Here is a 25702-nt window from a genome sequence, read left to right on the forward strand (position 1 = left end):
GCCACAACAATCTCAAAATGAAATAATGAGCCCATAGATAAACCTGTAAAGAGGTGAAAACGCTATGGGCTTTCGTGTGCTCAAAACGGCCATTGCCGTCATAATCGCCATGTATCTCGCGTATATATTAGGGGTTCATACGCCTGGTGCGGCGGGGCTTCTTGCAATTTTGGGCATAGAAGTGACGAAAAGAAAAGGGATCCAAAGTGCGCTTCACCGCATCGCGGCATCTGTTCTAGCACTGCTAATTGGTTCGGCTTTATTTATCCTGCTCGGCTTTCATATCTGGGTCGTGAGTTTGTTTGTACTTATCGTGTTTCCGATTTTGGTACGGCTGCGGATTACGGAGGGAGCTGTGACAGGCGCCGTCGTCATGCTGCATCTTTTTGCCTATGAATCTGCGGATTGGCCAACCGTGCTGAATGAAATCTTTTTGCTCATCATTGGATTAGGAACAGCTACTTTGATCAACATTGCTTACATGCCAAAGGCCGATGCGGCACTTACCGCTCACAAACAACGCGTGGAGAACTTATTCTCTGATATTTTCGTCAACATTGCGAAGCATCTTCGCGATAACACCGTGATCTGGGATGGGAAAGAGCTGCTTCAAGCAAGCGAGGAGATCGAGCGGGGGGCAAGCTTGGCCAAACGTTCAATGGAAAATACGTTGCTTTTTGGCGGAGATCCGTATTGGCGTGTGTACTTTTACATGAGAGGCGAGCAGTTGGATTCGATCCATCGGATGATTGATTTGGTCGCACAAGTGTATCAGGCGCTGCCGCATGGTGAGTGGGTTGCTGCGATCTTCGAAGATATTAGCCAAACTGTGAAGGAAGACTATTATACAGGGGAAGCAGAGAAAGAGTTGCAAGAGCTGGATGCTCGCTATAAACGAATGCCTCTTCCACAAAGTCGGGAAGAATTCGAAGTCAGATCAGCGATTTTACAGCTTAGAAGAGAGTTAATGCACTATTTAGCCATCGCCAAAAAGCAAAAAAAACACCGCCCAGAAGCGGGTTGACTCTGACAGAAATCAGTATATTAAATAAATAAAAAAGTATAAAAATAATTGTCACTCTAGACTACTGTCCTGCATACACTTGTAATGAATGATTGTATGGAGGAGGTTGAAAGGATGTCATTAGATAAAGATTTGCAATGCAGAGAGATCATTACAAAGGCTGTCTGCGGTAAAGGTCGCAAATTTTCTCATGTAAGTCATACCGTGACTCCGCCTTATTCTCCAACCAGTATTTTGGGCGCTTGGATTATTAATAACCAATTCGAGGCTGTCCATTCTGGAGAGGGCGTAGAGGTAGTTGGTACTTACGATATCAACATCTGGTATTCTTACGATCGTAACACCAAAACAGACGTAGCAAAAGAAACCGTATCGTATGTAGAAATCGTTGGACTAAGCTACTTGGACAAAAAACATAAGCCGACGACAGCCGAAGTATCAGCTGTCGCGACGCAAGAGCCGAACTGCGTGGAAGCAAGCGTCTCTTCAAGCGGCGACAGCGTCATTATTCGGGTGGAACGCGAGTTTCAAGTTGAGCTCATTGCCGAAACGAAAGTCTGTGTAGTCGTTTGCACCAACGGCTGCAATGACTTCGACGACAAGCACGTGGATTTCGATGACAGTGGCGAGGGAGATTTTGAGGATCTGGACGCCGATCTGCTCGAGGATGAACTGGATTAAGGAATCTTATACGCCATTATATGCGGGCTAAAGAGGTTCGGCAGAGGGCATTTGCCCTCTTTTTTGTTGTATTCACACATTTGGGCATTCGCGGATGCATGGCATTGGTGATGGTAGAAGTGAGTAAGATGAGGGGGTGTGAATATGGAAACCTTCTTGCTGCACGCACAGGAGAAAGAAGCGCTGGAGCTGGCTGACCGCAGCCGAATTCCAAGCGGGACCAGGCTTCCTGAGAACTGGCAAGGTCACATGATTCTGCATTGGGGAGCGGCACATGATGAGTATCCACAGATACCTGCTCTGCAGCCCATTAAAGCGATCATGCGCGCTCAGAATAGACGGAAGCGGGATGAACTGCTTCAGCTTCATGGGATGAAAACATTGGCCTTTCAAACCGCCAAAGCGCGGGGGAAAATGGAACATCCGATCTTTACGCATAAATATAAAGTGGCTGTCTTTCATCTGCAAACCCTCCTTGTCTATGAGAAAAACGAGACCGCATTGCTTTCGGAGAAGTCCTTACAGCATCAAAGGAAATTGGGTGCGAACGCCGCCTACATAGAAGTTCAACCGGCACAGATCAACTTCCATGTACGCAGGGCGAGCCGCGAATCGGTTAAAGCAATTTATGCCCTCGGCTTAGACTATGGCCTGGTAACCATCGGCATCACGCCAAGCGGCCACACGCTTGTGCTTGATGTAGATCCCGTTCCGAAGCTGAACGGGAGGCTGGTGCAGCTCTTCGCGCAAGCAATTGATTCTTATGATCAATCGCTTGCGAAAGAGCTGGAGCGAAAAGAGCGAGCGATGCTCGGCTGCGACCCGGAGTTCCTGCTGATGAATCCGCAGGGCAAGGTCGTCTTCGCCGATCGCTTCTTAACGCGCGATGGCGCCGTGGGCAGCGACGCCATCGTGCTCAGCGGGCACCGCGTGATTCTGCCGCTCGCAGAGCTGCGCCCGCAGCCGAGCGTGGACCCGCTGCAGCTCGCGAAGAATGTGCGAGTGACCATGGGGCTTGCCGCTCGGAAGATCCACGACGAAAGCCTTGCATGGCTTTCGGGCGGGATGCCGGTGCGGGGCTATCCGCTCGGGGGTCATCTCCACTTCAGCCGCTGCTGGATGAATGGGCATCTGATGCGAGCACTGGATAACTATCTCGCGCTGCCTCTCATTCTGATCGAGGACGTCTCGACGCGTGGTCGGCGTCCGCGCTATGGCTTCCTTGGTGACTTCCGCAAGAAGTCACATGGGGGCTTTGAGTACCGAACAATGCCAAGTTGGTTAGCCTCTCCCGACATCACGCGCGGCGTTTTCGCACTTGCAGCCCTTATCGTCAATAACTACAGGCGTTTATCGCGGAAGCCTCTTCAAGAACCAGATATACAAGCTGCGTATTACAAGGGAGATAAGCAGAGGCTTCAAGCAGAAGTGGCAATGTTATGGAAGGATTTGGAACAATTGAAAGGCTATGAAGTCCATACGGGCGTCCTGGAAGGGCTTCGTTCGCAGATGATCGCCATGAAGCCATGGGACGAAATGGCGGATATTCGCGTCGCTTGGAAAATTGCACCCGGAGCGCGGAAAGAAGCTTTTGACCAGGAAATCATGTTATAATAGATTATCTATAGAGTCATAGAAAGCGACATAGATTGCTTCATAGATTAAGTCATGGATGAGAGATCAATTTTGTTGAAAGCTATCCAGTTAATTAGAGAGTTGTACAATAAAATGGTTGTTTTGCTTCCTGCAGGGCTCCTCGAAGTCACCTGTAGGAAGCAGAACGACTTATGCACGGCTATGTAGGGATGAAAATAAGAATGATAGTTTCATAGATATGACTTTTCATTATGGAATAGGTTGGAGGAACACAAGTTGGCTACATATACGCCGATGATTCAGCAATACTTAGCCGTCAAGGCGCAGGTCCCAGATGCCTTTTTATTTTTTCGACTAGGCGATTTCTATGAGATGTTTTTTGAAGACGCGATTAATGCTTCGCGTGAATTAGAAATTACGTTAACGGGCCGTGAAGGCGGCGGAGAAGAAAAAATCCCGATGTGCGGCGTGCCCCATCACGCGGCTGACAACTATATGTCCCGTTTGATTGAGAAAGGCTACAAAGTCGCTATTTGTGAGCAGGTAGAAGATCCCGCTGAGGCCAAAGGCGTTGTCCGTAGAGAAATTGTACGGATTGTTACGCCAGGAACCGTTATGGATAGTAAACTGCTAGGCGAATCCGTCAATAACTACATTGTCTCCTTAGTAAACCAAGACCATGGCTATGCGTTTACAGCCTGCGATATTTCCACGGGTGAGCTCTATACGACGCAATTGCCTCATTCTTGGGAGCTCGTGGTCGACGAGTTGAACGTGTATAATCCGTCCGAAATTGTTACCAATCAAGCTTTGCTCACAACGATTCGTGAGTCTGGTGCAGCTTGGGGCCGTAATATGGTGCTAACGGAGTGGACCCTAGCTGATGAAGGGCTGCTTGATGAACATTTCGCAGAAGATACCGCGCTACCGGCATTATCTAGTATCAGTCGACAAGGCGTAGCCTTGCTGCTTGCTTACTTGAAAGAAACGCAAAAAAGAGCGCTCACACACGTGAAGCACATTCGTATATATGAGCCAGATCAATTTATGACGATGGATCCGTTTACTCGGCGAAATTTAGAGCTTGTGGAAACGGTTCGTGAACGTGCCAAAAAAGGGTCGCTGTTATGGCTTTTGGACAAAACGGTAACCGCCATGGGCGCGCGTATGCTGCGCCGTTGGATCGAGAAGCCGCTTATGAACGTAGCTCGCATTGAAGAAAGACTAGAAGCTGTTAATCTCCTCTACAATCAATTGATTGTGCGGGAAGACGTGAAGCAAGCGCTGAAGGAAGTCTATGATTTGGAGCGTTTAGTCGCTCGAATCTCCTATGGCAATGCGAATGCCCGCGATATGATCGCGTTGAAGCATTCTCTACAACAAGTCCCTATGCTACAGCAGTTATGTGCAACCTCCGGTTCCGAAACACTGCGTAAACTCGTTGAAAATATGGACGTCTGTGATGATGTCATGTCGTGGATTGCCAATGCCATTGAGGACGAGCCTCCCGTCTCTATTCGCGATGGCGGGATGATTCGTGAAGGCTATCAGCCATATTTGGATCAGCTTCGTGAAGCTAGCAAGAATGGGAAGCAATGGATTGCGGAGCTAGAGCGCCAAGAGCGCGAAGCGACGGGCATTAAGTCGCTCAAAATCGGCTACAACAAAGTGTTCGGCTACTTTATTGAAGTAACGAAGGCAAACATGTCCGCTCTGCAGGAAGGACGCTACGAGCGTAAACAGACGCTCGCGAATGCTGAGCGTTACGTTACGCCGGAGCTCAAAGAGAAAGAAGCGCTTATTCTGGAAGCGCAGGATAAAATGATCGATCTGGAGTATGAGTTGTTTACGGAGCTGCGCGACCGGATTTCGAAGCACATCTCCAGATTGCAGAAGCTGGCGGAGGTGATTGCCACCGCCGATGTCTACCAATCGCTGGCGACGGTCAGCGCGGCGCATCACTTCCGCAAGCCGGAGATCGGCGAAGGCTTCGATCTTGAGATTGAAGACGGCCGTCACCCTGTGGTGGAGGCCGTCATCCAGGACGGCTCGTTCATCGCGAACGGGACGAGCCTCTTGCAAGAGCAGGGCCGCATCCTGCTCATTACCGGGCCGAATATGGCCGGTAAGAGTACCTATATGCGGCAAGTTGCCGTGATCTGCCTGATGGCGCAGATCGGCTGCTTCGTGCCTGCCAGCTCTGCGCGCATCCCGGTCACCGACCGGATATTCACGCGGATCGGCGCGGCCGACGATCTCATCGGCGGTCAGAGTACGTTCATGGTCGAGATGATGGACATCCAGGTCATGACGGAAAAGGCGACGAGTCGGAGCCTTGTTATCATTGATGAGCTGGGTCGCGGCACCTCGACAGGTGAGGGAATGGCGATCGCACAAGCCGTCATAGAGTTCCTTCACGATCGGATTGGCTGCAAGACGCTCGTCTCGACGCATTTCCATGAGCTCGCACATCTAGAAGAGAGCCTTGCTCATCTGCGCAATCACTGCATGGCGGTGAAAGAAAGCGGCAGGCAGGTCACCTTCCTGCGCAAGCTCATTCCTGGGGCAGCGAGCACAAGCTATGGCATCTACTGTGCCGAGATCGCCGGGCTGCCGGATGCGATCATTCAGCGCTCGTACGCGCTGCTGAATGGCTTTGAAGAGCGGGCCGCGTCTGCTGCACCGCAGACCGCTAAGCCTACCGCTACCCTCGAACCGGTGGCGGCTGCGGCTCCGGCTCCGGCTGCTGCCCAAACGGTGGCAGCCCCGATCCGTCAGCTGTCCCTGTTCGACGAAGACAGCCCGGCCGAAGTTGCCGTCAAGAAGAAGCTTGACGGCAAATCTCAACTGGTGCTCGACCAGTTGAAGGGGATTGATCTCATCAATATGACGCCATTGCAGGCGCTCAACTTAGTGTATGAATGGAAGCAAAAACTACAGTAAAACAAGCGAGCCTAAGCCATTATTCCTTTTTAACAGTTGCTGTAAGTTACTAATATTTATTGATCTCAGTTGAACGGAGATATGCCTATGAGAGTATCACCACTTAGCAAGAAAGCTTTAAAAGCAACCTTAGCTCTAGCATCGGCTCTAGCCGTCGCTCTGCCTGCAACTGCAATGGGGCAAGAGGATTTACAAACCGTTCTCGTTCGAAAAACATTGGCTGAAAACCATGTGAGCGGGGTTACGCTAGCCGCACTTGCCAATCAGAGCATTGAACAAATGATTGCGGGTTTAAAGGATCCTTATACCGTTCTTTTCAGTCCACAGGACTACAATCAATTTTCCAATTCACTTGAAAACAATTATGTCGGAGTAGGCTGTGTCATCGGCCTCGATGACAAGGGTGTTTATGTGTCGAAAACTATTAAAGGCTCGCCGGCTGAAGCTGCTGGTCTGCAACGAGAGGATTACATTCGAGCTGTTGATGGCGTACCAGCCTCGACCACTTCGATTGACGCTGTTCGAAACAAGATTATCGGTGTCGCAGGAACCAAAGTAAATGTTACGGTATTACGTGGAGATAAAGAAATCACATTCGAGCTTACTCGCCAAGCCGTAAACTCACCTGAAGTGTCTAGCAGCAGCTTTGCGAACGGTGTTGGGTATGTGCAAATCACGGACTTCTCCAGCGAAGCTGATGAAGAGTTTGATGCTCAGTTGAGCGAGCTTCAAGCCAAAGGTTTGAAATCGCTCATCCTGGATGTTCGTAACAATCCAGGTGGGTATCTGGATACCGCGCAGAATATTGCGAAGCATTTTGTGAAGGACGGCGTTCTCATTCATACGAGGGATCGCAATGGTGTCGATGATCCTGTGCTCATTAGTGACGGCAATCCACTGGCAATTCCCGTATATATTTTAGCCAATGAGAATAGTGCAAGTGCATCGGAAGTACTGTCTGGAGCCATGCAGGACTATGGGGTTGCGAAAGTGATTGGCATGCAAACATATGGAAAAGGTAGTGTGCAGCATCTCTTCAAGTTTCCGGATGAGAGTGTGTTGAAGGTCACGGTTGAAGAATACTTAACACCAAAAAAGCGAAAAGTGAACAAAGTTGGCATTACACCAGATATACAAGTTGATGGCGTGTCCGCACAATTCATCACAGCTTTGCATGAAGCAGGTATTTCGGATATCAATGTGATGTTCTCGAAGCATGGTGTCACGTATAACGGCGTTGATGTAGGTTATGGTTTTGGAAGTTTCCAAGAAGATGGAAAGATGTTTGCTTCGGCACGTGGCTTAGCTGCACTTATCGGAGTTAAGATTACATGGAATGATGCAAATCGTACCGTTGACATCTCAGATGGGCATATCACACACGCCTTTCCAATTGCAAAAGATCAACTGATGATTGAAAACGGCACAAGCTATGTCAATGTAGATCTATTTGATGATTATTTTCCACAGTTGAAGGTCAATCATCAAGGTGAGAATGTTTCTATACAGGCTGTAAAGGGGTAGTATTCTATGGGTAAAATTCAGCTCTTAAGCGAGCATATTGCGAACCAAATTGCAGCAGGTGAAGTGGTGGAGCGGCCTTCATCGGTCGTGAAAGAGCTGGTGGAGAATTCGGTTGATGCGGGCAGCACGCGTGTTGATGTCACGATTGAAGAGGGCGGCTTGACCTTAATTCGGGTTTCCGATAATGGCTCAGGGATGGCTCTTGAAGACTGTGAATTAGCGTTTCAGCGACATGCCACGAGTAAAATATCGACAAGCAAAGATCTGTTCTCGATCCGAACACTGGGCTTCCGAGGCGAAGCCTTGCCCAGTATCGCTTCTGTCTCCAGACTGGAGTGCGTGACAAGCGCGACGAGCGATGGCCTAGGGCGGAAAATCGCCATCGAAGGCGGTACGATTCGCAGTGTGGAAGAAACAGCCGCATCGCGTGGTACCGAAGTTACGGTGCGTGATTTGTTCTATAACACACCAGCCAGGCTGAAATATATGAAAACGATCCAGACGGAGCTCGGACATATTTCCGATTATTTATATCGTCTATCGCTTGCTCACCCTGGAATTGCTTTTACTTTAAAGCATAATGGGAATGTGCTGCTCCAAACGCTGGGTAATGGGGATCTGCTCCAAGTCATTGCCGGCATCTACGGCACGGCGATTGCCAAGCAAATGCTTCCAATCCAAGTGGAAAGCTTGGATTATACGATCTCGGGCTTTGTCGCCAAGCCCGAAATGACCCGTGCGAATCGCGGCGGCATCTCGACCATTGTCAATGGTCGTTATGTGCGCAACTTCGCGCTGAATCAAGCGCTGCTGCAGGGGTATCATACCCTGCTGCCGATCAATCGCTATCCCGTTGCTGCGCTGCACATCGGGATGGACCCTGCGCTCGTGGATGTCAATGTGCATCCATCCAAGCTTGAAGTCCGCTTCAGTAAGGAAGCGGAGCTAACGGCTTTGATCGAAGCCGAAGTGAAACGGCTTTTTGGCAGGCAGGTGCTGATTCCTACGGGGATCAAGGCGGCATCCGTGCCGAAAGGCGCTTTTGTCCAGGAACAGTTGGAGCTCACGCGGACTATGGAGCCAATTCGAGAGAACCGAAGTCCATCGGTGGAATTGGAAGCGGACTTTTTTAAGGATCATAAAGAGGAAGATACGCCGAACGTTTCGAAAGAATCACGCCCTGTGCAAAGACCTGACAACCAGTGGACGCCGTCACAGATTAAAGAAACGGCACCAGCCTATCGTCAGCCAATGACTACTTCCTTGACAACACCTAGTCAAACGAAGGCACCTACTCAGTCTTACTCAAGCAGTGTTTCGTCATCTGATGCAGCTTTTGCGACGAAACGGACGCCATCACCCAATCAGAGTTACACACCAACCGGTGATGCGCCTTATCGAAACACATCCATCCAACAGCAGCGCCGAACGAACGAAGCATTCATGGATTTGATGCCTACTGGTGAGGACAGTGATGCACCAAAGCTCCCAACATTCCCGAGATTAGATCCGATCGGGCAAATGCATGGTACTTATTTGATTGCTCAGAATGAAACAGGCTTGTACCTGATTGATCAACATGCGGCACATGAACGCATTAATTATGAATATTTTTATGAGCGGTTTGGCAATCCTGCTGAAGCGAGCCAAGAATTACTCGTTCCCATAACTTTGGAATTTACACCGTCTGAAGCGGGCGTTATTTTGGATAAACTTGCGCTGTTTGAACAAGTCGGTGTCTACATGGAAGCCTTTGGTGGCAACACGTTCCTAGTACGGGCTCATCCTCATTGGTTTCCGTCCGGTGAAGAAAAGGCTATCGTAGAAGAGATGTGTGAACTCATCATCTCGGATCGTAAAGCGTTGGATATCGCCAAACTGCGCGAGAAGGCTGCGATCATGTGCTCCTGTAAGGCGTCGATTAAAGCCAATCAAGGTCTTAGCATGTTGGAGATGGAAACGTTGCTTGATCGACTCGCGGGTTGCAGGAATCCTTATACGTGCCCTCATGGACGACCTATTGTAATAAGCTTCACAACGTATGAGTTAGAAAAAATGTTTAAGCGAGTGATGTAACCCTGTGTTAGTGACAACTTCGTATAATCCTTCCGCCGAATTGCTGGCGGAGGCTTCACGTTTAGCAGCTTTGTATGGGGGCCGAATTGTGCCCCGGAAGAAGTATTCTTTGGAACATCTTAGGAGAAATTATAAGGATAGCTCCGTCCTGCTTGTGACGAGAGAAGAGATCAGGTACTATGAAGAAGACCAACCTGCAACTTTTTTCCATCCAAGTATGTCGCTCGTTCGTGTTAAACGGATGCAGCGGGGTGAGCCTGATTTGTTAATTGAAGCGTCAGGAGCCGAACCCGGTGACAGGATTGTGGATTGTACAGCAGGACTGGCGTCCGATGCGATCGTCTTCTCGTATGTTGTTGGTGCTGAAGGGCGCGTCACAGCATTGGAGAGTGAAGAGATCCCTGCGATGCTGATCCAAGAAGGTTTGGTTCAATATGAATCGGAAATACCGGAACTTAATGCAGCTATGAGGCGTATTGAGGTTAAGAAAACACATCATCTTTCATTTTTGCAGCAATTAGACACGCAAAGTGTGGATGTGGTGTATTTTGATCCGATGTTTCGAAGTCCGATTGAGGAGTCGCATGCGATGTCACCTCTGCGGCATCGTGCGAACGTTGAAGCCGTTAGTTTGGCTTCGATTGCAGAAGCAAGACGCGTTGCACGCAAGAGCATTGTGCTAAAGGAAAACAGAGACAGCTCTGAGTTTGCCCGGCTCGGGTTCGAGCATGTGTTACGATCAACAACGAAAACAACGTATGGAGTGATTCGATTGTGTTAGCCCCATCAGCCAAGCCGAAATTACTCGTGCTACTTGGTCCCACCGCAGTTGGCAAGACCAAGCTTAGTTTGGAAATTGCGCAGCGCTACAATTGTGAAATTATTTCTGGTGATTCCATGCAGGTCTATCGTGGCATGGACATCGGAACCGCCAAAGCGAGCGAGGCGGAGCAGCAGATCGTCCCGCACCATTTGATTGACATTCATGATCCTTCGTATCCGTTTTCGGCAGCAGAGTTTCAAGAGCGAGTAAAGGGTTTGATTCATGACATCCATTCGCGTGGCAAGCTGCCATTTATCGTAGGTGGCACAGGATTGTATATCGAATCGGTTTGCTACGATTATCAATTTACGGATGTCAGCATGGATGAGGCGTTCCGGCAGGCCCAGGAAGAGTTTGCGAATACGTATGGGGAAGAAGCCCTGCATCGCAAGCTTCGTGAAATTGATCCTGAGAGTGCGGACCGATTGCATGCGAACGACCGTAGACGAGTCATTCGGGCTCTTGAAATTTTCCAAATGTCAGGACAAACGATGACGGCGCACTTAGCCTCCCAGAAAAAAGAGTCTCCTTACGAACTATGTATTATTGGGCTCACGATGGATCGGGCACTGCTATATCAGCGTATTGAAGAACGCATCGATGCCATGATTCAGGAGGGATTGGTCGAAGAGGTACAAGGGTTACTGGATGCAGGCTGTCCCAAGCAGGCGATTTCGATGCAAGCCCTGGGCTATAAGGAGATCGTCAGTTATTTGGAAGATGAGCTCAGCTTCGAGGATGCCGTGATCTTACTCAAGCGTGATACACGTCGATTTGCGAAGCGCCAATTGTCTTGGTTTCGGCATATGAAGGACATTGATTGGGTCGATGTCACGGATACAGCAAATTTTTCTGCCCATTTCGAAATGATTAGTGATATACTAGCAGGAAAGTTTGTACATAAAATAGAATATAATTAACAAATATCACCATTAGAAAATAGCGCCGTCTGGCGAAAGTTTCATTCCATTAAGGGGGACATACTGATGAATAGATCCATTAATATTCAGGACAATTTTCTAAATCAGCTGCGTAAAGAAAGCATTCCCGTAACCGTTTATTTAACTAACGGGTTTCAAATTAGAGGACTTATTCGTGCATTTGACAACTTCACCATCATTATTGACAGCGAAGGTCGTCAGCAAATGGTGTACAAGCATGCCATTTCCACATTCACACCACAGCGTGCTGTCTCGTTAATGGCTGCTGCTGAAGCAACGGAATAATCGATCTCGATCTGAGTATCGCTTCATTTTGCAACTTTTTAATGGACTGAAACGTCTAAACGAATAGAAACTTTTGGGAGCAACCTTGTATAAAGGTTGTTCTTTTGTTGGTTTCTGCATCAATCTAGAGAATGAAACGTAAGGGAGTTGGTGAACCTGGATAAACCTACAAGAAATCCATCCACGCCGCAAACCAAGCCAAGGGAGTCCAAACAGAGCAGTAACAAAGGCTCAAAGAAGAAACGATTGAATGCACGTAAGCTAATTATGGGCTCTATCATTGCTGCGATAATAGCTGTGATCTGTGCGTTGGGCATATATATTATTGTCATCATGAGCGGCTTCAAAATTTTGGATGCGAATATCGATAAAATCGACGACACGACGGAGTCCACACTAATTTATGCACAAGAGGAAGGCAAAGATAAGGATGGGAAGGACAAACCTGCAACTGAAATCTCAAAGATTTATAAAGGTGAAAATCGCGAAAGTGTCAACATTAAGGACGTTCCTGAGCGGTTGAAGCAAGCTTTTATCGCAACTGAGGATCGTCGGTTCAATGAGCACTCGGGGGTTGATTTTTGGGCCATCGGGCGTGCACTCGTCACCGATATTGTTCATATGAGTGCTGTTGAAGGCGGAAGTACAATCACACAGCAGCTTGCCAAAAACGTATTCCTAAGCTCAGAGAAGACGGCTTTCCGGAAAGGAACGGAGATGTCGATCGCGTTTGCTCTCGATGAGCGCTTTACGAAGGATGAGATTCTGGAGAAATACTTAAATCGTATTTTCTTTGGAAGTAATGCGTACGGGATTAAGGCAGCTGCCAAAGTTTACTTTGGGAAATCGAATTTGAATGATTTGAAGGTGTGGGAAATCGCTACTTTGGCCGCATTACCTAAAGGACCGTCACGGTATTCACCTCTGACTCATCCTGACTTGTCCAAGGAGCGTCGTGCGGTTGTCCTTAGACTGATGACGGATCAGGGCTATATCTCCGAGGCGGAACGTGCGGAAGCTGCAGCCGTGGATTATGTGCCGCCTGCGTCAACGAACCAAGGAACGAAGGACTATGCCTCTTTCGTGGATTACGTTGTGAATGAAGCGGAAGATATGTACGGCATCGAAGAAGATGAACTCTTGACCAAGGGCTATCGGATTTACACAACGATGAACATTAAAGCTCAGAAGGTCATGGAGCAAACTTATGCCAATCCGAGTTTTTTCCAGAAGGACGCTGCAGACGGTCAAAAAATTCAAAGTTCCATGGTTATTTTGGATAACAAAACCGGCGGTTTAATGGCATTAATCGGCGGTCGCGATTATAAGACCAAAGGGTTTAGTCGTGTGTATTCGCAGAGACAGCCAGGTTCGTCTTTTAAACCGATTGTGGTCTATGGTCCAGCATTGGATAGCGGGAATTATACGCCTTATTCGCTTCTGGATGATACGCAAACGTCATTCGCGAATGGCACATATACACCACAGAACTATGATCGCCAGACACATGGGCAAGTCACGATGTTCGAAGCCGTCAAGAAATCATACAATTTGGCGCCTGTCTGGTTATTAAGTAAAATTGGTGTTGGGACTGGAACTGCATTTGCTAATAAGCTAGGTGCCACCTTAAATGATAAGAAGGATCAGAATTTAGCTGTTGCGCTAGGTGGACTTACTGACGGTGTATCACCATTGCAAATGGCAAGAGCCTATACGGCGTTTGCGAATCAAGGATCGCAAAATAAGACACATGCGATTCTACGGATAACCGACACTCAAGGTAAAGAAATTGCGGCTTATAAGCCTGAGAAAAAACAAGTTATGCAGCCGAGCACGGCCTACTATATGACATTGTTGCTGCAAGGTGTCGTGGATACGGGCGGTACGGGTGTAAAAGCGAAGTTTAACCGACCTGTCGCAGGGAAAACTGGATCTACTGGCTTAGATATTAAGGGCATTGAACAGTACGATCGCGATGTGTGGTTCGTTGGCTATACACCTGAATGGACTGCTGCAGTGTGGGAAGGCTTCGATAAGGTCGATGCGAAGCACTACGTAACGGTTGGAAGTGGCAGCACAGCGGCTCTTTTCAAGGAAATCATGTCGAAATCCTTGGAAGGTAAACCAGTTACAAGCTTCGTGAAGCCTGCGAATGTAGATGATTTAAAAGAACCACCAAGCGGCATTAAGGATGTGACGGCAACTTACGTGCCGGAAGTCAAACAAGTAAAAATTGCTTGGACTTCCTTGGGAGAGAAAGTTAGCTATCAATTGTATCGTAAGGGTGCTACAGAGGCTGAAGCAAAGATGATTGTTTTAACGCCAACGGCACAAATAAATGATACGACGATTAACAGTGGGGAAACGTATCAGTATTACGTTGTACCGGTGGAATCGGATTCCAATACACCTGGTGCAAAGTCGAACGTCGCAACGGTCGAAATTCCGAAGGATGATTCGTTGCCTAACGGCGGTATTATTTCTCCATCGCCATCAGGCTCGCCATTACCATCACCTGGAAACGGTCAGAATCCATCCCCAACGCCTAGCGGGAAGCCTGTTCCATCACCAGGTGCAACGATTAAACCAGGCACGGGAACGGAAACAGGCACGAGCCCAAGTCCGAGCCCGACTACGAGTCCCAAGCCAAGTCCAACGCTCACTCCGGGCAACAAGCTGAATGACGACAAGACTAAGAACGGCACGTAAGGCTGCTGCGCGAGCACCGTAAGGCCCCCAAAGGGCCTTACAGCCCCAGCAGACTGCCATGGACAAGCTGTAACGCCCAAAAAGGTCGTTACAACGGCGTTTTCACCGCTGAAGGCTTATCCTGCGGCACATTCCGCCGATCTTCGCCGTGATAAATGTCTTTTCCAACTAGCAACGTGCACGTATTTCAAACAAAAATTCAATCAGGAGGCCCTACCCATGAACGTGTTCACCAAAACCATGAAACCCAAAATGCTGCTAACCGCTTCATTACTTACCTTAACCCTCATCGCTTCCGCATGTGGCAACAAACCAACGGAAACTACTGGCGGGACTGCTACACCGAGTGCGAGCACCAAAGCATCAACTGGGGCTGCAACTGCGACACCTGCTGCATCAACAGGGGCGGCAAAGCAATGGAGTAAAGCTCCTGACATGATGATTGATACGAACAAAACATATCAAGCGGAGGTTACCACCTCGAAAGGGACGTTCACCATTGATCTTTACGCCAAGGAAGCTCCCAAAACAGTAAACAACTTTGTCTTCTTGTCCAAGGAAGGCTTTTATAACAATGTTACGTTCCACCGTATTATCAAAACTTTCATGATCCAAACGGGTGATCCCCAAGGAACCGGCAGAGGTGGTCCTGGGTATAAATTTGCGGATGAGTTAAAGACGACGCATACCTACGAGCCAGGTACAGTTGCGATGGCGAATTCCGGTCCGAATACGAATGGCAGCCAATTTTTCATATGTTCAGGTGCGGATTGCGCGTCATTAAATAAGATGCCGAATTACTCAATTTTTGGGAAAGTGACAGCAGATAGTATGGCCACAATTACCAAAATCGCAGATACGCCAGTGGAAAGAGATCCAAATGGTGCAGATTCTTCGCCAAGCAAGCCGAAAGAAAAGGTAACGATTAACACCATTTCCATCAAAGAAAAATAAACTATACGAAAGAACGCTTTCATGCTGGATAGGAGTGGATCTCATGAAACAACCGTGCTTATTGTTCCATGGATTTACAGGTGGACCTTATGAGGTTGAGCCGTTAGCTCGGCATTTGCGAGAGCGTGGACAGCTGTGTGAGGTACCTATACTACCGTGGAATGGGGAGAGTCGTCATCAGCTCCATGCATCGCGTTGGGAAGATTGGGTGCAGGCCGCGGAATGGCATGCAGCGAAAATGACAGAAAACTACGGCTCCTTTGATATGGTCGGATTTTCTATGGGAGGTCTGTTGGCTGCCTATTTATCGGTTCGATACCCTGTTCGGAGGCTCATTTTGTTAAATACCGCTGTCATTTATGTCAGTCCCGGCAGGCTCTTGAACGTACTTCGTGATGAATGGAAGTATCAACGCAAAATTAGCCTGATCAAAGGGAAATCAACACCACTTGTTGCCACCTGGCAATTTACGCGGCTAGTCCGACATTTGAAACCGGAACTGAGTCAAGTGAATAAGCCTACACTTATCGCACAGTCGGAGAGAGATCAAGTGATTCATCCCCAAAGTGCACGCTATATTTATAGCAAGCTAAGAGGTCAACGAGAGCTGCATTGGCACGCAAAATCAAATCATCTCATATGTTTAAGCGAGGATGCGCCAGCGTTATTTCGGCAAGTTAGCGCATTTCTGGATAAGGAGTAGGAAGGATGACGGCAAAGCCCAGCATGAACAAAAAACAACGCGCCATCTCACCTGCACCTGCCAAGCCTCCTAAGCGGAAAGCCTATACCTCCAAAGTAAAAGCACCTTCCAAGCTCTATCGCACATTTGTGAGAATGTTTCAATTCATCTTGATCTCCTTTACGCTGCTAGTTGGTTGGGTTGTTTTTATCCAGTGGAAGGTACAGGTAGGACCTCATCAGACCTTACCAAAGCAAGTCGATGTAGGTATTGTTTTGGGAGCTTCGCTGCGTAAGGACATTCCAAGTCCGGGTCTGCAAGAACGGCTGGACTTAGCGGTGGATTTGTACAAGCAAGGGCGTTTTAAGCAACTCATTGTTTCAGGCGGATTGGATCACAATGGTTCTCTTTTAACGGAAGCAGAGGGTATGAGGGACTATTTGGTGAAAAAAGGGTTGCCAAAATCAAGTATCTTCATTGAATCTAAGGCGACTAGCACCTACGAGAATTTACTTTTCAGTAAGCAAATTATGGATGAGAAGGGGCTTGTTAGCTCCATCATTATTACCCATAAGTTCCATGGATCTCGATCTCTTGATATTGCAGAAACGATTGGTCTCCAAGAGCCGTTCGTCTCCACGACGAAGTCAGAGGTGCTCTTCATGCCTTATCACGAGGCGAGAGAAACGCTAGCTTATACCAAGTGGTATGGGGACAAATTGTTATTGAAGCTCGGGCTCTAACAAAAAAAGCATGACAGGTAGCGAGTGATTCCGCTGCTTGTCATGCTTTTTCTTAACTAGCCATTTACAATGGCACCGCCGTTGATATGAAGAATTTGCCCGGCCATATAGGACGAGTCCTCACTGGCCAAGAAAACATAGCTAGGAGCTAGCTCACTAGGCTGTCCTGCACGTTTCATCGGCGTAGTTGAGCCGAATACTTCCACTTCTTGCTCCGTAAAGGTGGAAGGGATCAGAGGTGTCCAAATCGGTCCAGGCGCTACGCCGTTCACGCGAATGCCTTTAGCATTCAATTGGAGGGAGAGTGAACGCGTAAAGGTGACAATAGCACCTTTCGTAGATGAATAATCGATTAATTGCTCATGACCGTGATACGCGGTGATCGATGTAGTGTTAATGATTGCACTTCCAGGCTTTAAATGAGGAAGGGCGGCTTGGGTCATATAGAAGTAGGAGAAAATATTCGTCCGAAAGGTTCGTTCAAGCTGCGCTGATGTAATGTCCGTTATACTTTTCTGTGGATGTTGTTCAGCGGCATTGTTCACAAGGATGTCGAGTTTCCCGAACTCTTTGACCGTTTGAGCAACGATTTGCTTGCAGAAGCTTTCATCTCCTATATCGCCTGCGACATGTAAGCATTTGCGCCCTGCTTGCTCCACATGCCGATGTGTTTCTTCGGCGTCGCCATGCTCATTTAGGTAGACGATGATCACATCGGCTCCTTCTTTGGCGTAAGCGACAGCAACCGCGCGCCCGATGCCGCTATCACCTCCAGTGATAATGGCGACCTTATCTTTTAGCTTACCAGCAGGTTTATAGCTGGCTTTCTCAAATTCGGGAAGTGGCTTCATTCCCGACTCAATGCCGGGTTGCTTATTCTGATGTTGAGGGGGGAAAACAGGTTTCTCCTTCGTGGCAGTCATGTAAATCGGCTCCTTTCATCCTAAGAAATTCTTTGTTAGGATGATACAAGAGGAGCCAAATCATACTTCACTCGGTAATGATAGCCATATTTTGTTTGATAGCCAAGATTCTCATACAATGTTACCGCTGGCACATTGTTGGCGATGACTTGCAAATATTGTTGGGTCGCGCCTTGTGTGAGGCTCCAAACAGTTAATGCATGCAGAATAGCGTAACCGTAGCCTTTGCCGCGGTGCTCTTCATGGACGATGACATTGACGAATCCAGCCCATTCACCCTCAACGATGGCTGTACCAAGTGCGACAATTTGTCTGTGATCCTTCAAAGCAATGAACGCTTTAGATGCCGGCATGCGCTCGCTTAAACCTTGATAGAAGCCCCTGCGTTCTTCTGGGTATTTCTCTAATAAGAGAAACGCATCGAGCCACTCTTTCGTGACGGATTGTGAAATCTCTACGTCTAGTGACAAAGAGGATGGGTATTGCTTTGTTAAGCGTTCTAGCGCACAACTTGCCACTTGTTGACTATCTGCCGTCATCATAAAGCATGGGGTGTCCGTCTCGTACCCGTGTGATTGTAACAACCTATCCAAATGCGCGGGAGAGGCATCACTCATATGAAAAATAGCAGGTAATCCATGACTTTGGTAAAATTGTTCAACACGCGGCAGCCAATTGTCATCATTGGGGTAAGACCCAATCGCAAGCACGCTGTTAGCGCGTTTGGTTATACCTTGCGAGGCGCGTACGAGCCAATGATTAACCGTTGTGCAGCTTTCTGCTGGCCAAGTATTCGCTGCAATTCGATCCAATCGTTCAAAAAAATCACGTTGTGTGTCCACCTAGAAGAGCCTCCATTCCATTATGTATTACATAAATATACATCTATATGTATAAATATTCAATATTTTGTTGCAGTAAAATGACAGTCTTTACCCTATTTGAGTTATCGGAGGTGGCTTACTTTGGAACTACGACTACGATCGGCCACATTGGAAGACTACAAAGTTGTCAATAGCATTATTCGTGAAGGTCAGGAAGAGCATGCGAGTGCATTACCGGATCGATTTGCCCACCTAGATCATGTTGTCGCAATGGGTTGGTATCGAAGCTTTTCAGACAAGGCAGATAAAGAAATTATCGTAGCTGAGCTTGGGTCTGACGTCGTTGGTGTGGCTATGTTAGAGATGAAACAAAGTCCAAACTATGAAGCGCTCGTGCCACGAAGCTATGCGTATTTGAATGAACTTGCGGTCTTGACTTCGTGTCAGCGGCAAGGGATCGGCAAGAAGTTATATCTGGCTGCCATGGAATGGGCGAGACAACGCAATGCCGCATCACTGGAGCTAAATGTATGGGAATTTAATGAGCGCGCATTGCGCTTTTATGCATCCGTGGGGATGTTGACTTTAAATCGTACCCTAACGATAAATTTAATGAAATAGAACAAAGGAGAGTACCCATGCTTTTTATTGATAACGAAGGAATCACGGATCCACATTTCAATCTAGCCATTGAAGAATATGCCTTACGACATCTCCCAGCAGGGGAGAGTTATTTGCTTTTTTATATCAACGAACCTTCGATCATCATCGGTAAAAATCAAAACACACTAGAAGAAATTAATCCCGAATATGTGAAAACAAACAACTTGCATGTCGTCCGTCGTTTATCTGGTGGAGGCGCGGTTTACCATGATCTGGGGAACTTGAATTTCAGCTTCATTACCCAAGATGACGGCAACTCTTTTCACAATTTCCAAAAGTTCACAGCACCCGTTGTTGAAGCTCTTCATTCGCTTGGCATTCAAGCAGAATTAACAGGTCGCAATGACATTCAAGTTGGTGAACGCAAAATTTCAGGAAACGCCCAATTTTCAACGAAGGGAAGAATGTTCAGTCATGGGACGCTTCTTTTCGATTCCGAGATTGATAATGTCGTTTCTGCCCTTCGAGTTGATCCGGATAAGATTCAATCCAAAGGGATTAAATCGATCCGCAGTCGGGTTGCTAATATCGTTGAGTTTCTGAAAGAGCCTCTTTCGATGGAGGAATTCCGTCTGAAGCTGCTCCTTTCCATTTTTGGTGTAGAGGAAGCACATGTTCCTACCTATAAGCTAACAGAGGAAGATTGGGAACGTATTCATCAGATTTCCGAAGAGCGTTATCAGAACTGGGACTGGAATTATGGCAAGTCGCCTAAAAGCACGATCCAGCATGCAAAAAGAATCGAAGGCGTTGGAAGAATTGATGTTCGCTTATCTATTGAAGAAGGACATCTTCAGTATGTCAAAATTTACGGTGATTTCTTCGGTGCATTCGATGTGGCAGAGCTGGAAGAGACACTTGTAGGCATGCGGTATGAGGAAACAGCTCTTCGTGAACGGTTGACAGGTGTTGAGTTAAAACGTTACTTTGGTGCTTTAGAAGAGGAATCCTTCGTCTCACTAATGATGTTGACGTGATTTCAATCGTATAACAACGAAGGTTGCGGTCTAAAATGGGCTTCACAAGCGTAGGATGGTGGATACGAACTAATAAACCATCATGTAAACGAGGTGATCCTCATGAGTGGTAGAAGCTTGCCATCCAGACAAATCAACATCGTTTTACGGCAGCCGGAACCTGGCGGTCAGCGGCGAACTGTTGAGGGATCAGGCGGGCAGTCAGGCGCTTCACCCCTTGCCGACGCCGAGCCCCTGATCTCTGGTAAAAGGACGCCAATGGAGGGTCCGCTATCGGATATTTTCAAAGAGCTGAATCAACTGATTGGCTTAGAAAATGTCAAAGAGTTGGTGCATGAAATTTATGCGCTCCTCCAGATTTCCCAATTTCGTGTTGAAGCCGGACTTATGAGCAATGCTCATGTGTACCATATGATTTTCAAGGGTAGCCCTGGAACAGGGAAAACGACCGTAGCCCGGCTGCTAGGCCGCATGTTTCATGCGATGGGCGTGCTGAGTAAAGGGCATTTCATTGAAGTGGAGCGTGCTGATCTTGTTGGTGAATACATCGGGCATACCGCACTGAAAACACGTGAATTAATGAAAAAAGCGATGGGCGGCGTCCTATTTATTGATGAGGCGTATAGCTTGGCCCGAGGGGGCGAGAAGGATTTTGGAAAGGAATCCATCGACGCGCTGGTGAAGGGAATGGAAGATAAGAAAAATGAATTTATTCTTATCTTAGCTGGATATAGCGAGGAGATGGAGCAATTCCTAGCTACAAATCCTGGACTTCCTTCCCGTTTTCCGATTCAAATTGAGTTCGAGGACTATCCTATTGATCAACTGATCCAAATTACAGAGCTGATGGCGAAGGATCGGGAGTATGTCCTGCTGCCGCAAACCCTAGCGAAGTTGAAGCAGCATCTCACCGAGGAAAAGGCGATGACATGGCGCGCCTTCAGTAATGCGAGATATGTTCGAAACATTTTAGAGAAAGCAATGCGTCATCAAGCTGTGCGATTGTTAAGCCAATATGTGAACGCGCCATCCAAAATTGAATTGATGTCAATTCGTCCCGAAGATGTGAAATTTAAATGACAGTTGAAAAAGCCAATTAACTTTTCTAAGTTAATTGGCTTTTTTTCTTTAATAAAACGATTGACAGATGAGCAGATCAGAGTAAAATAAACAGAGTGATTATTTCACTGATAATGATTATCAATATTAATTCTAAATAAATGTGTTAAGTCAGATTGTAAGACTTCAAGGGAGTTGTCATGTATGCGGAAAGTTATTTTATCGAGTTTGATTGGGCTGCTTATGTTTCTGTCCGTTCCAATGATGGTTGGTGCGAAGGCACAGGATGATCTGGCCAAAGAAGATTCGGGCATCGTAAGTGCGATTCAAGCTGCGGAAAGCGGTAATGTCGAGGGAGCAACAAAATTGTTTGAAACTTTTCAAATCAATTGGTTGAGCATTGAAGAAGGGATTAAGGAGCAATCCTTAGCGGCTTATCAGAAGATTGAAGGAGCTATGGGAGAAGCGTCACTTCAAACGATGAAGCAACCAGTGGATGCGCAGAAGCTTGCGGCAAAGTTGAAGGATCTCCACACATTGAACACTTCATTCGTGGAAGGTAATCTCGCTGCTTTTGGTTCAACGGCGAAAAGCGACAGCGCGGTAACCGTAGCATCTCTAGTTTCTTTGTTGGAGAAAGCATCGGATCAAGTCAAGCAGAAGGATTTAGAGGGAGCTGCAGGTAGTATCCAATCGCTTCGTAATTCCTGGTTACTCATTGAGGGCATCGTGCTGACACAATCATCCGCGGTTTATACCTCTATGGAACGAGATATGGTGACAGCGTACGCACAGCTTTCAGCTACGCCTCCTCAAGCCCAGGATGCAGCTGTGACGATAGCTCGCATGCATGCGGATTTACAACCACTCGCGGCGAAGACGAGCTACACGATGCTTGATGCAACGACAATTATTCTTCGTGAAGGACTCGAAGCTTTATTAGTCGTAATTGCATTGCTGGGGTTTCTCAAAAAGTCAGGCCATGAAGACAAGAAACGATGGATTTGGTTTGGCGTATATGGCGGTCTAGTTGTAAGCCTGGCGCTTGGCATTGTGGTTCAACAGTTGTTTTCGGCGAGTGCCTTTGGTAATAACAATTTTCTAATTGCTGGCTGTACTGGCGTTTTTGCCGCGCTGATGCTCCTGTATATGAGTTATTGGCTGCATAGTAAGTCAAGCATTTCGAATTGGCAGAGTTACATACGCAATCAAAGTGTCAAAGCACTAGCAACCGGTAGCTTAGCATCACTCAGCGTTCTTGCATTTCTAGCAGTGTTTCGTGAAGGGACGGAAACGGTCCTATTTATGATAGGCATGGCATCTTCGATTTCCTTAGCTTCCTTGCTAGGGGGAATAGGAATCGGTGTCGGTTTGCTGTTGATTATCGCCTTCCTGATTCTGAAGATTGGACTTCGAATCCCGATGCGTCCCTTTTTCTTGGTTTCAAGTGTTTTTGTCTTCTACTTATGCTTCAAATTTGCAGGGATGGGCGTTCATGGACTTCAATTGGCGGGTTATTTGCCTGCAACAACGGCTAGTTGGCTTCCTTCTTGGGATGCTGTTGCCCTATATCCAACATTAGAGAGTGCAATCCCACAATTTGTCTTACTGTTTCTTGCTCTCTTTGCGGTGATCTGGGATCGTCGTAAAACCATACAATTCAGAAATATGGCATTATCCAATAAATCCTAAATACAGAAAAGTGGAGGGTCTATACCATGAAAAAAAGTCTACAAATTATTATGATCGCAGCAGCAACAACACTTGTACTTGCAGGTTGTGGTAAAGCAGAGACAACGGAAGTTGCGAAAGTCCCAGTCAAAGACGGGTCCGCGAAATTAGTTACAAGTCTTGATGGTTTGAAAGGTCAATTAGACGTTTCAAAAGTGAAGGATGCTAAGAAATGGGCAGACCAGCTCGAAGAGCAATGGGCCAGCTTTGAAGATGAAGTGAAACCGAAATTCCCTGATTTGTACTTTAAAATAGAGAAGTTTTTGACACCGTTACAAGCGGCATTGAAAGAAGATAAGCTGGATTACCCAACCTTGACGGCTTTGAGCACGAATTTGAAAGCAGCAATGACCGAATTGACAACTTCATCCACAGATAACAAAGGCGCAGTGAATAAAGACGTTATCGAAGCTTCCAAACCGCTTCAGGATGCGACAAAAGCTTACAATAAATATGTCCAGGATCAAGGTAATCAATTGGTGACGTTACTGGATCAACTAAACGCGGCCGTGAAGAGCGGTGATTTGAAGAAAGCATCCGAAGCATATGGTCTTGCTCGTATGCCATATGAAAGAATTGAGCCCATCATTGAGACGTTTAGTGAACTAGACGGTGTGATGGATGCGCGTGTAGACGATTTTAAAAACGAGAATGATCCTGCTTTTACAGGCTATCATCGTATCGAATACTTATTGTTTGTTAAGAAAAATGTAAAGGATGCTGAGCCATTTGCCGCGCGTTTGCTGGAAGATGGTAAGAAAATGCAGCAGGCGATTGCAGCGACAACGATTGCTCCTACTGATTTCATCGCTGGTGTTGGTGAATTGATGGAAGAAGCACAATCCAGCAAAATAACGGGCGAGGAAGAGCGTTGGAGCGGTGCGACTGTGCCTGTTATCCGAGCAAACGTAGAAGGCGCGCAAGCGATTTATGATCTTGTAAAAGTGGAATTGAAGAATAAAGACGCGGCTCTTGATGAGAAAATCAGCAAAAGCTTAGCTGCAGTGATGGATGCGATGAACACACTCTCACCAGTGGGTCCAACATGGACAGACTTCGGTAAAATAGAGCAAGCCAAACAAGTCGATTTGAAAAATAAATTAGAAGCTCTAGCTGAACCGCTTGTGAAAATGCCAGGAACGTTAAGTAAATAATGAGAAGAGGATGAGCGGTATGTCTGACAAAATGAATCGTCGAGCTTTCCTAGGGATGACCGCTGCGGGTGCTGCGGGCGTTGTTTTAGGAGATTTGATGGGTAAGGCGCAGGCTGTTATCCCAACGAATAAAGCTACCGCGAGCACGACCAATGAGACTCTGGATTTCTATGGTATTCATCAAACCGGGGTCGTTACCCCAGCACAGAACTTTGCCAATGTTGCGGCTTTCGATGTGACGACAAGTGACCGTAAGGAGCTGCAAGGCCTCTTGAAGCAGTGGACAGAGATGGCGGCATCACTCATGGCAGGCAAACCGCTAGCGGTTGAGCCGCAGGATGGAGCATTCCCACCGACCGATACTGGAGAGCAATTAGGACTTGATACCGGAAAGCTGACAATCACCTTCGCTGTTGGGGCTTCTCTCTTTGAAAAGGAAGGAGTTGACCGCTTTGGCCTTCGCTCTCGCAAGCCGGTTGGGCTGACCGAAATGCCGATCTTTCACAAAGATTCACTCGAAGAGCAGCTAACACACGGTGATATTGTTGTCCAAGCATGTTCGAATGACCCGATGGTCTGTTTCCATGCCATACGTAACCTTTCCAAAGCCGCTCGTGGCGTTGCTCATTTGCGTTGGCAGCAAACAGGTCAGCTAGGTGTGAAGTCACAGGGGACGAAACGGAATTTATTCGGTTTTAAAGATGGAACGGCAAATCCTGACCTTCAGGATGAGGCTTTTATGAAAAATAATGTGTGGGTTGATTCGGTGGATGGTGCACCTTGGCTCGCTGGCGGGACTTATATGGTCGTTCGCCGTATTCAAATGCGTATCGAAACGTGGGATCAACAATCCTACTCCGATCAAGAAGGGATTATTGGCCGTCAGAAGGTATCAGGGGCGCCGATGGATGGAAAAGCTGAATTTGACAAGCCGCAGTTTGCTGCAGACGCGGAAGGAAAGGTTACACCATTAGATTCCCACATCCGATTGTCTAACCCGCGTACTGGAGAAAATTCAGAGCGTGAGCGTATCTTGCGTCGTGGCTACAATTTCATGGAAAACCTAGATAGTGTTGGTCGTATCAATGCGGGTCTGCTGTTCGTTTGCTTCAATCGGAACCTTCAAACACAGTTTGAATCGATTCAGAAACGACTAACGAATCCTAATTTGCCGGATAAAATGCTGTCTTATACCGATACCAAAGGTGGAGGCTACTTTGCCGTACTACCAGGTGTTCCTTCGAAAGGCGCCTATTTGGGGCAGGCATTGTTTGAGTAATCGTAGTTAGTTAAAACTTAGGGTTGTCCCACGAGTAGCTTTATCTACTTAGGGACGGCCCTTTTTTGTTGCAAGTCCGTTATAATCGAATTTTCCTTTCCGTCAAATTGA

The 25702-nt window shown here is 47.3% G+C and carries 21 protein-coding genes; 19 read left to right on the forward strand and 2 right to left on the reverse strand.

What is annotated here, in order from left to right; translation table 11 throughout:
- Positions 1-64 precede the first annotated feature (64 nt).
- The 13 genes from AC58P7_RS05065 to AC58P7_RS05125 all read left to right on the forward strand — a co-directional run bounded on the left by AC58P7_RS05065 (position 65) and on the right by AC58P7_RS05125 (position 16981).
- Complete coding sequence (locus AC58P7_RS05065) at positions 65-1024, forward strand: aromatic acid exporter family protein (protein WP_497340455.1); 960 nt, start codon at positions 65-67, stop codon at positions 1022-1024.
- Positions 1025-1138: 114 nt separating this feature from the next.
- Positions 1139-1705, forward strand: a complete 567-nt coding sequence (locus tag AC58P7_RS05070; protein ID WP_497340457.1) for an outer spore coat protein CotE — start codon at positions 1139-1141, stop codon at positions 1703-1705.
- A gap of 144 nt (positions 1706-1849) precedes the next feature.
- Positions 1850-3319, forward strand: a complete 1470-nt coding sequence (locus tag AC58P7_RS05075; RefSeq protein ID WP_497340459.1) for a putative amidoligase domain-containing protein — start codon at positions 1850-1852, stop codon at positions 3317-3319.
- A 258-nt stretch (positions 3320-3577) separates the two neighbouring features.
- On the forward strand, positions 3578-6244 hold the full coding sequence (gene mutS / locus AC58P7_RS05080; protein ID WP_497340461.1) for a DNA mismatch repair protein MutS: 2667 nt from the start codon (positions 3578-3580) through the stop codon (positions 6242-6244).
- Positions 6245-6331: 87 nt separating this feature from the next.
- Positions 6332-7768, forward strand: a complete 1437-nt coding sequence (locus AC58P7_RS05085; protein WP_497340463.1) for a S41 family peptidase — start codon at positions 6332-6334, stop codon at positions 7766-7768.
- Between the two features lie 6 nt (positions 7769-7774).
- A complete protein-coding gene (gene mutL / locus AC58P7_RS05090) occupies positions 7775-9844 on the forward strand; it encodes a DNA mismatch repair endonuclease MutL (RefSeq protein WP_497340465.1) in 2070 nt (689 codons plus the stop codon).
- 4 nt (positions 9845-9848) lie between these two features.
- Entirely contained in the window at positions 9849-10625 is a 777-nt protein-coding gene (locus tag AC58P7_RS05095; protein ID WP_497340467.1) for a class I SAM-dependent methyltransferase, read from the forward strand.
- Positions 10616-11587 (forward strand): tRNA (adenosine(37)-N6)-dimethylallyltransferase MiaA, encoded by a 972-nt coding sequence (miaA, locus tag AC58P7_RS05100; protein ID WP_497340911.1) that lies wholly within the window; start codon positions 10616-10618, stop codon positions 11585-11587. Before AC58P7_RS05095 ends, miaA begins: the two co-directional genes overlap by 10 nt.
- A gap of 66 nt (positions 11588-11653) precedes the next feature.
- The gene (gene hfq, locus AC58P7_RS05105) at positions 11654-11893 is read left to right on the forward strand and encodes an RNA chaperone Hfq (protein ID WP_056620871.1); all 240 of its coding nucleotides are present in this window, start codon (positions 11654-11656) and stop codon (positions 11891-11893) included.
- 150 nt (positions 11894-12043) lie between these two features.
- On the forward strand, positions 12044-14602 hold the full coding sequence (locus AC58P7_RS05110; RefSeq protein WP_497340469.1) for a transglycosylase domain-containing protein: 2559 nt from the start codon (positions 12044-12046) through the stop codon (positions 14600-14602).
- 219 nt (positions 14603-14821) lie between these two features.
- Entirely contained in the window at positions 14822-15556 is a 735-nt protein-coding gene (locus tag AC58P7_RS05115; RefSeq protein ID WP_497340471.1) for a peptidylprolyl isomerase, read from the forward strand.
- A gap of 43 nt (positions 15557-15599) precedes the next feature.
- Complete coding sequence (locus AC58P7_RS05120; protein WP_497340473.1) at positions 15600-16259, forward strand: alpha/beta hydrolase; 660 nt, start codon at positions 15600-15602, stop codon at positions 16257-16259.
- Positions 16260-16282: 23 nt separating this feature from the next.
- The gene (locus tag AC58P7_RS05125) at positions 16283-16981 is read left to right on the forward strand and encodes a YdcF family protein (protein WP_497340475.1); all 699 of its coding nucleotides are present in this window, start codon (positions 16283-16285) and stop codon (positions 16979-16981) included.
- 56 nt (positions 16982-17037) lie between these two features.
- On the opposite strand, the gene AC58P7_RS05130 is transcribed toward AC58P7_RS05125, so the two are convergent.
- Both AC58P7_RS05130 and AC58P7_RS05135 read right to left on the reverse strand, forming a co-directional pair.
- The gene (locus AC58P7_RS05130) at positions 17038-17904 is read right to left on the reverse strand and encodes an SDR family oxidoreductase (protein WP_497340477.1); all 867 of its coding nucleotides are present in this window, start codon (positions 17902-17904) and stop codon (positions 17038-17040) included.
- Positions 17905-17939: 35 nt separating this feature from the next.
- On the reverse strand, positions 17940-18746 hold the full coding sequence (locus AC58P7_RS05135) for a GNAT family N-acetyltransferase (RefSeq protein ID WP_497340479.1): 807 nt from the start codon (positions 18744-18746) through the stop codon (positions 17940-17942).
- Positions 18747-18869: 123 nt separating this feature from the next.
- Between AC58P7_RS05135 and AC58P7_RS05140 the strand changes: the two genes are divergently transcribed.
- From AC58P7_RS05140 to efeB, 6 genes are all read left to right on the forward strand, one after another.
- Entirely contained in the window at positions 18870-19349 is a 480-nt protein-coding gene (locus tag AC58P7_RS05140; protein WP_497340481.1) for a GNAT family N-acetyltransferase, read from the forward strand.
- 17 nt (positions 19350-19366) lie between these two features.
- On the forward strand, positions 19367-20368 hold the full coding sequence (gene lplA, locus AC58P7_RS05145) for a lipoate--protein ligase (protein WP_497340483.1): 1002 nt from the start codon (positions 19367-19369) through the stop codon (positions 20366-20368).
- A 102-nt stretch (positions 20369-20470) separates the two neighbouring features.
- A complete protein-coding gene (locus AC58P7_RS05150; protein WP_497340485.1) occupies positions 20471-21448 on the forward strand; it encodes an AAA family ATPase in 978 nt (325 codons plus the stop codon).
- Positions 21449-21631: 183 nt separating this feature from the next.
- Positions 21632-23119 (forward strand): FTR1 family iron permease, encoded by a 1488-nt coding sequence (locus AC58P7_RS05155; protein WP_497340487.1) that lies wholly within the window; start codon positions 21632-21634, stop codon positions 23117-23119.
- 26 nt (positions 23120-23145) lie between these two features.
- Positions 23146-24312, forward strand: coding sequence for an imelysin family protein (locus AC58P7_RS05160; protein ID WP_497340489.1), 1167 nt, complete (start codon positions 23146-23148; stop codon positions 24310-24312).
- Positions 24313-24331: 19 nt separating this feature from the next.
- A complete protein-coding gene (gene efeB / locus AC58P7_RS05165; RefSeq protein ID WP_497340491.1) occupies positions 24332-25591 on the forward strand; it encodes an iron uptake transporter deferrochelatase/peroxidase subunit in 1260 nt (419 codons plus the stop codon).
- Positions 25592-25702 lie beyond the last annotated feature (111 nt).

The sequence above is a fragment of the Paenibacillus sp. J22FR5 genome, from assembly GCF_059691975.1.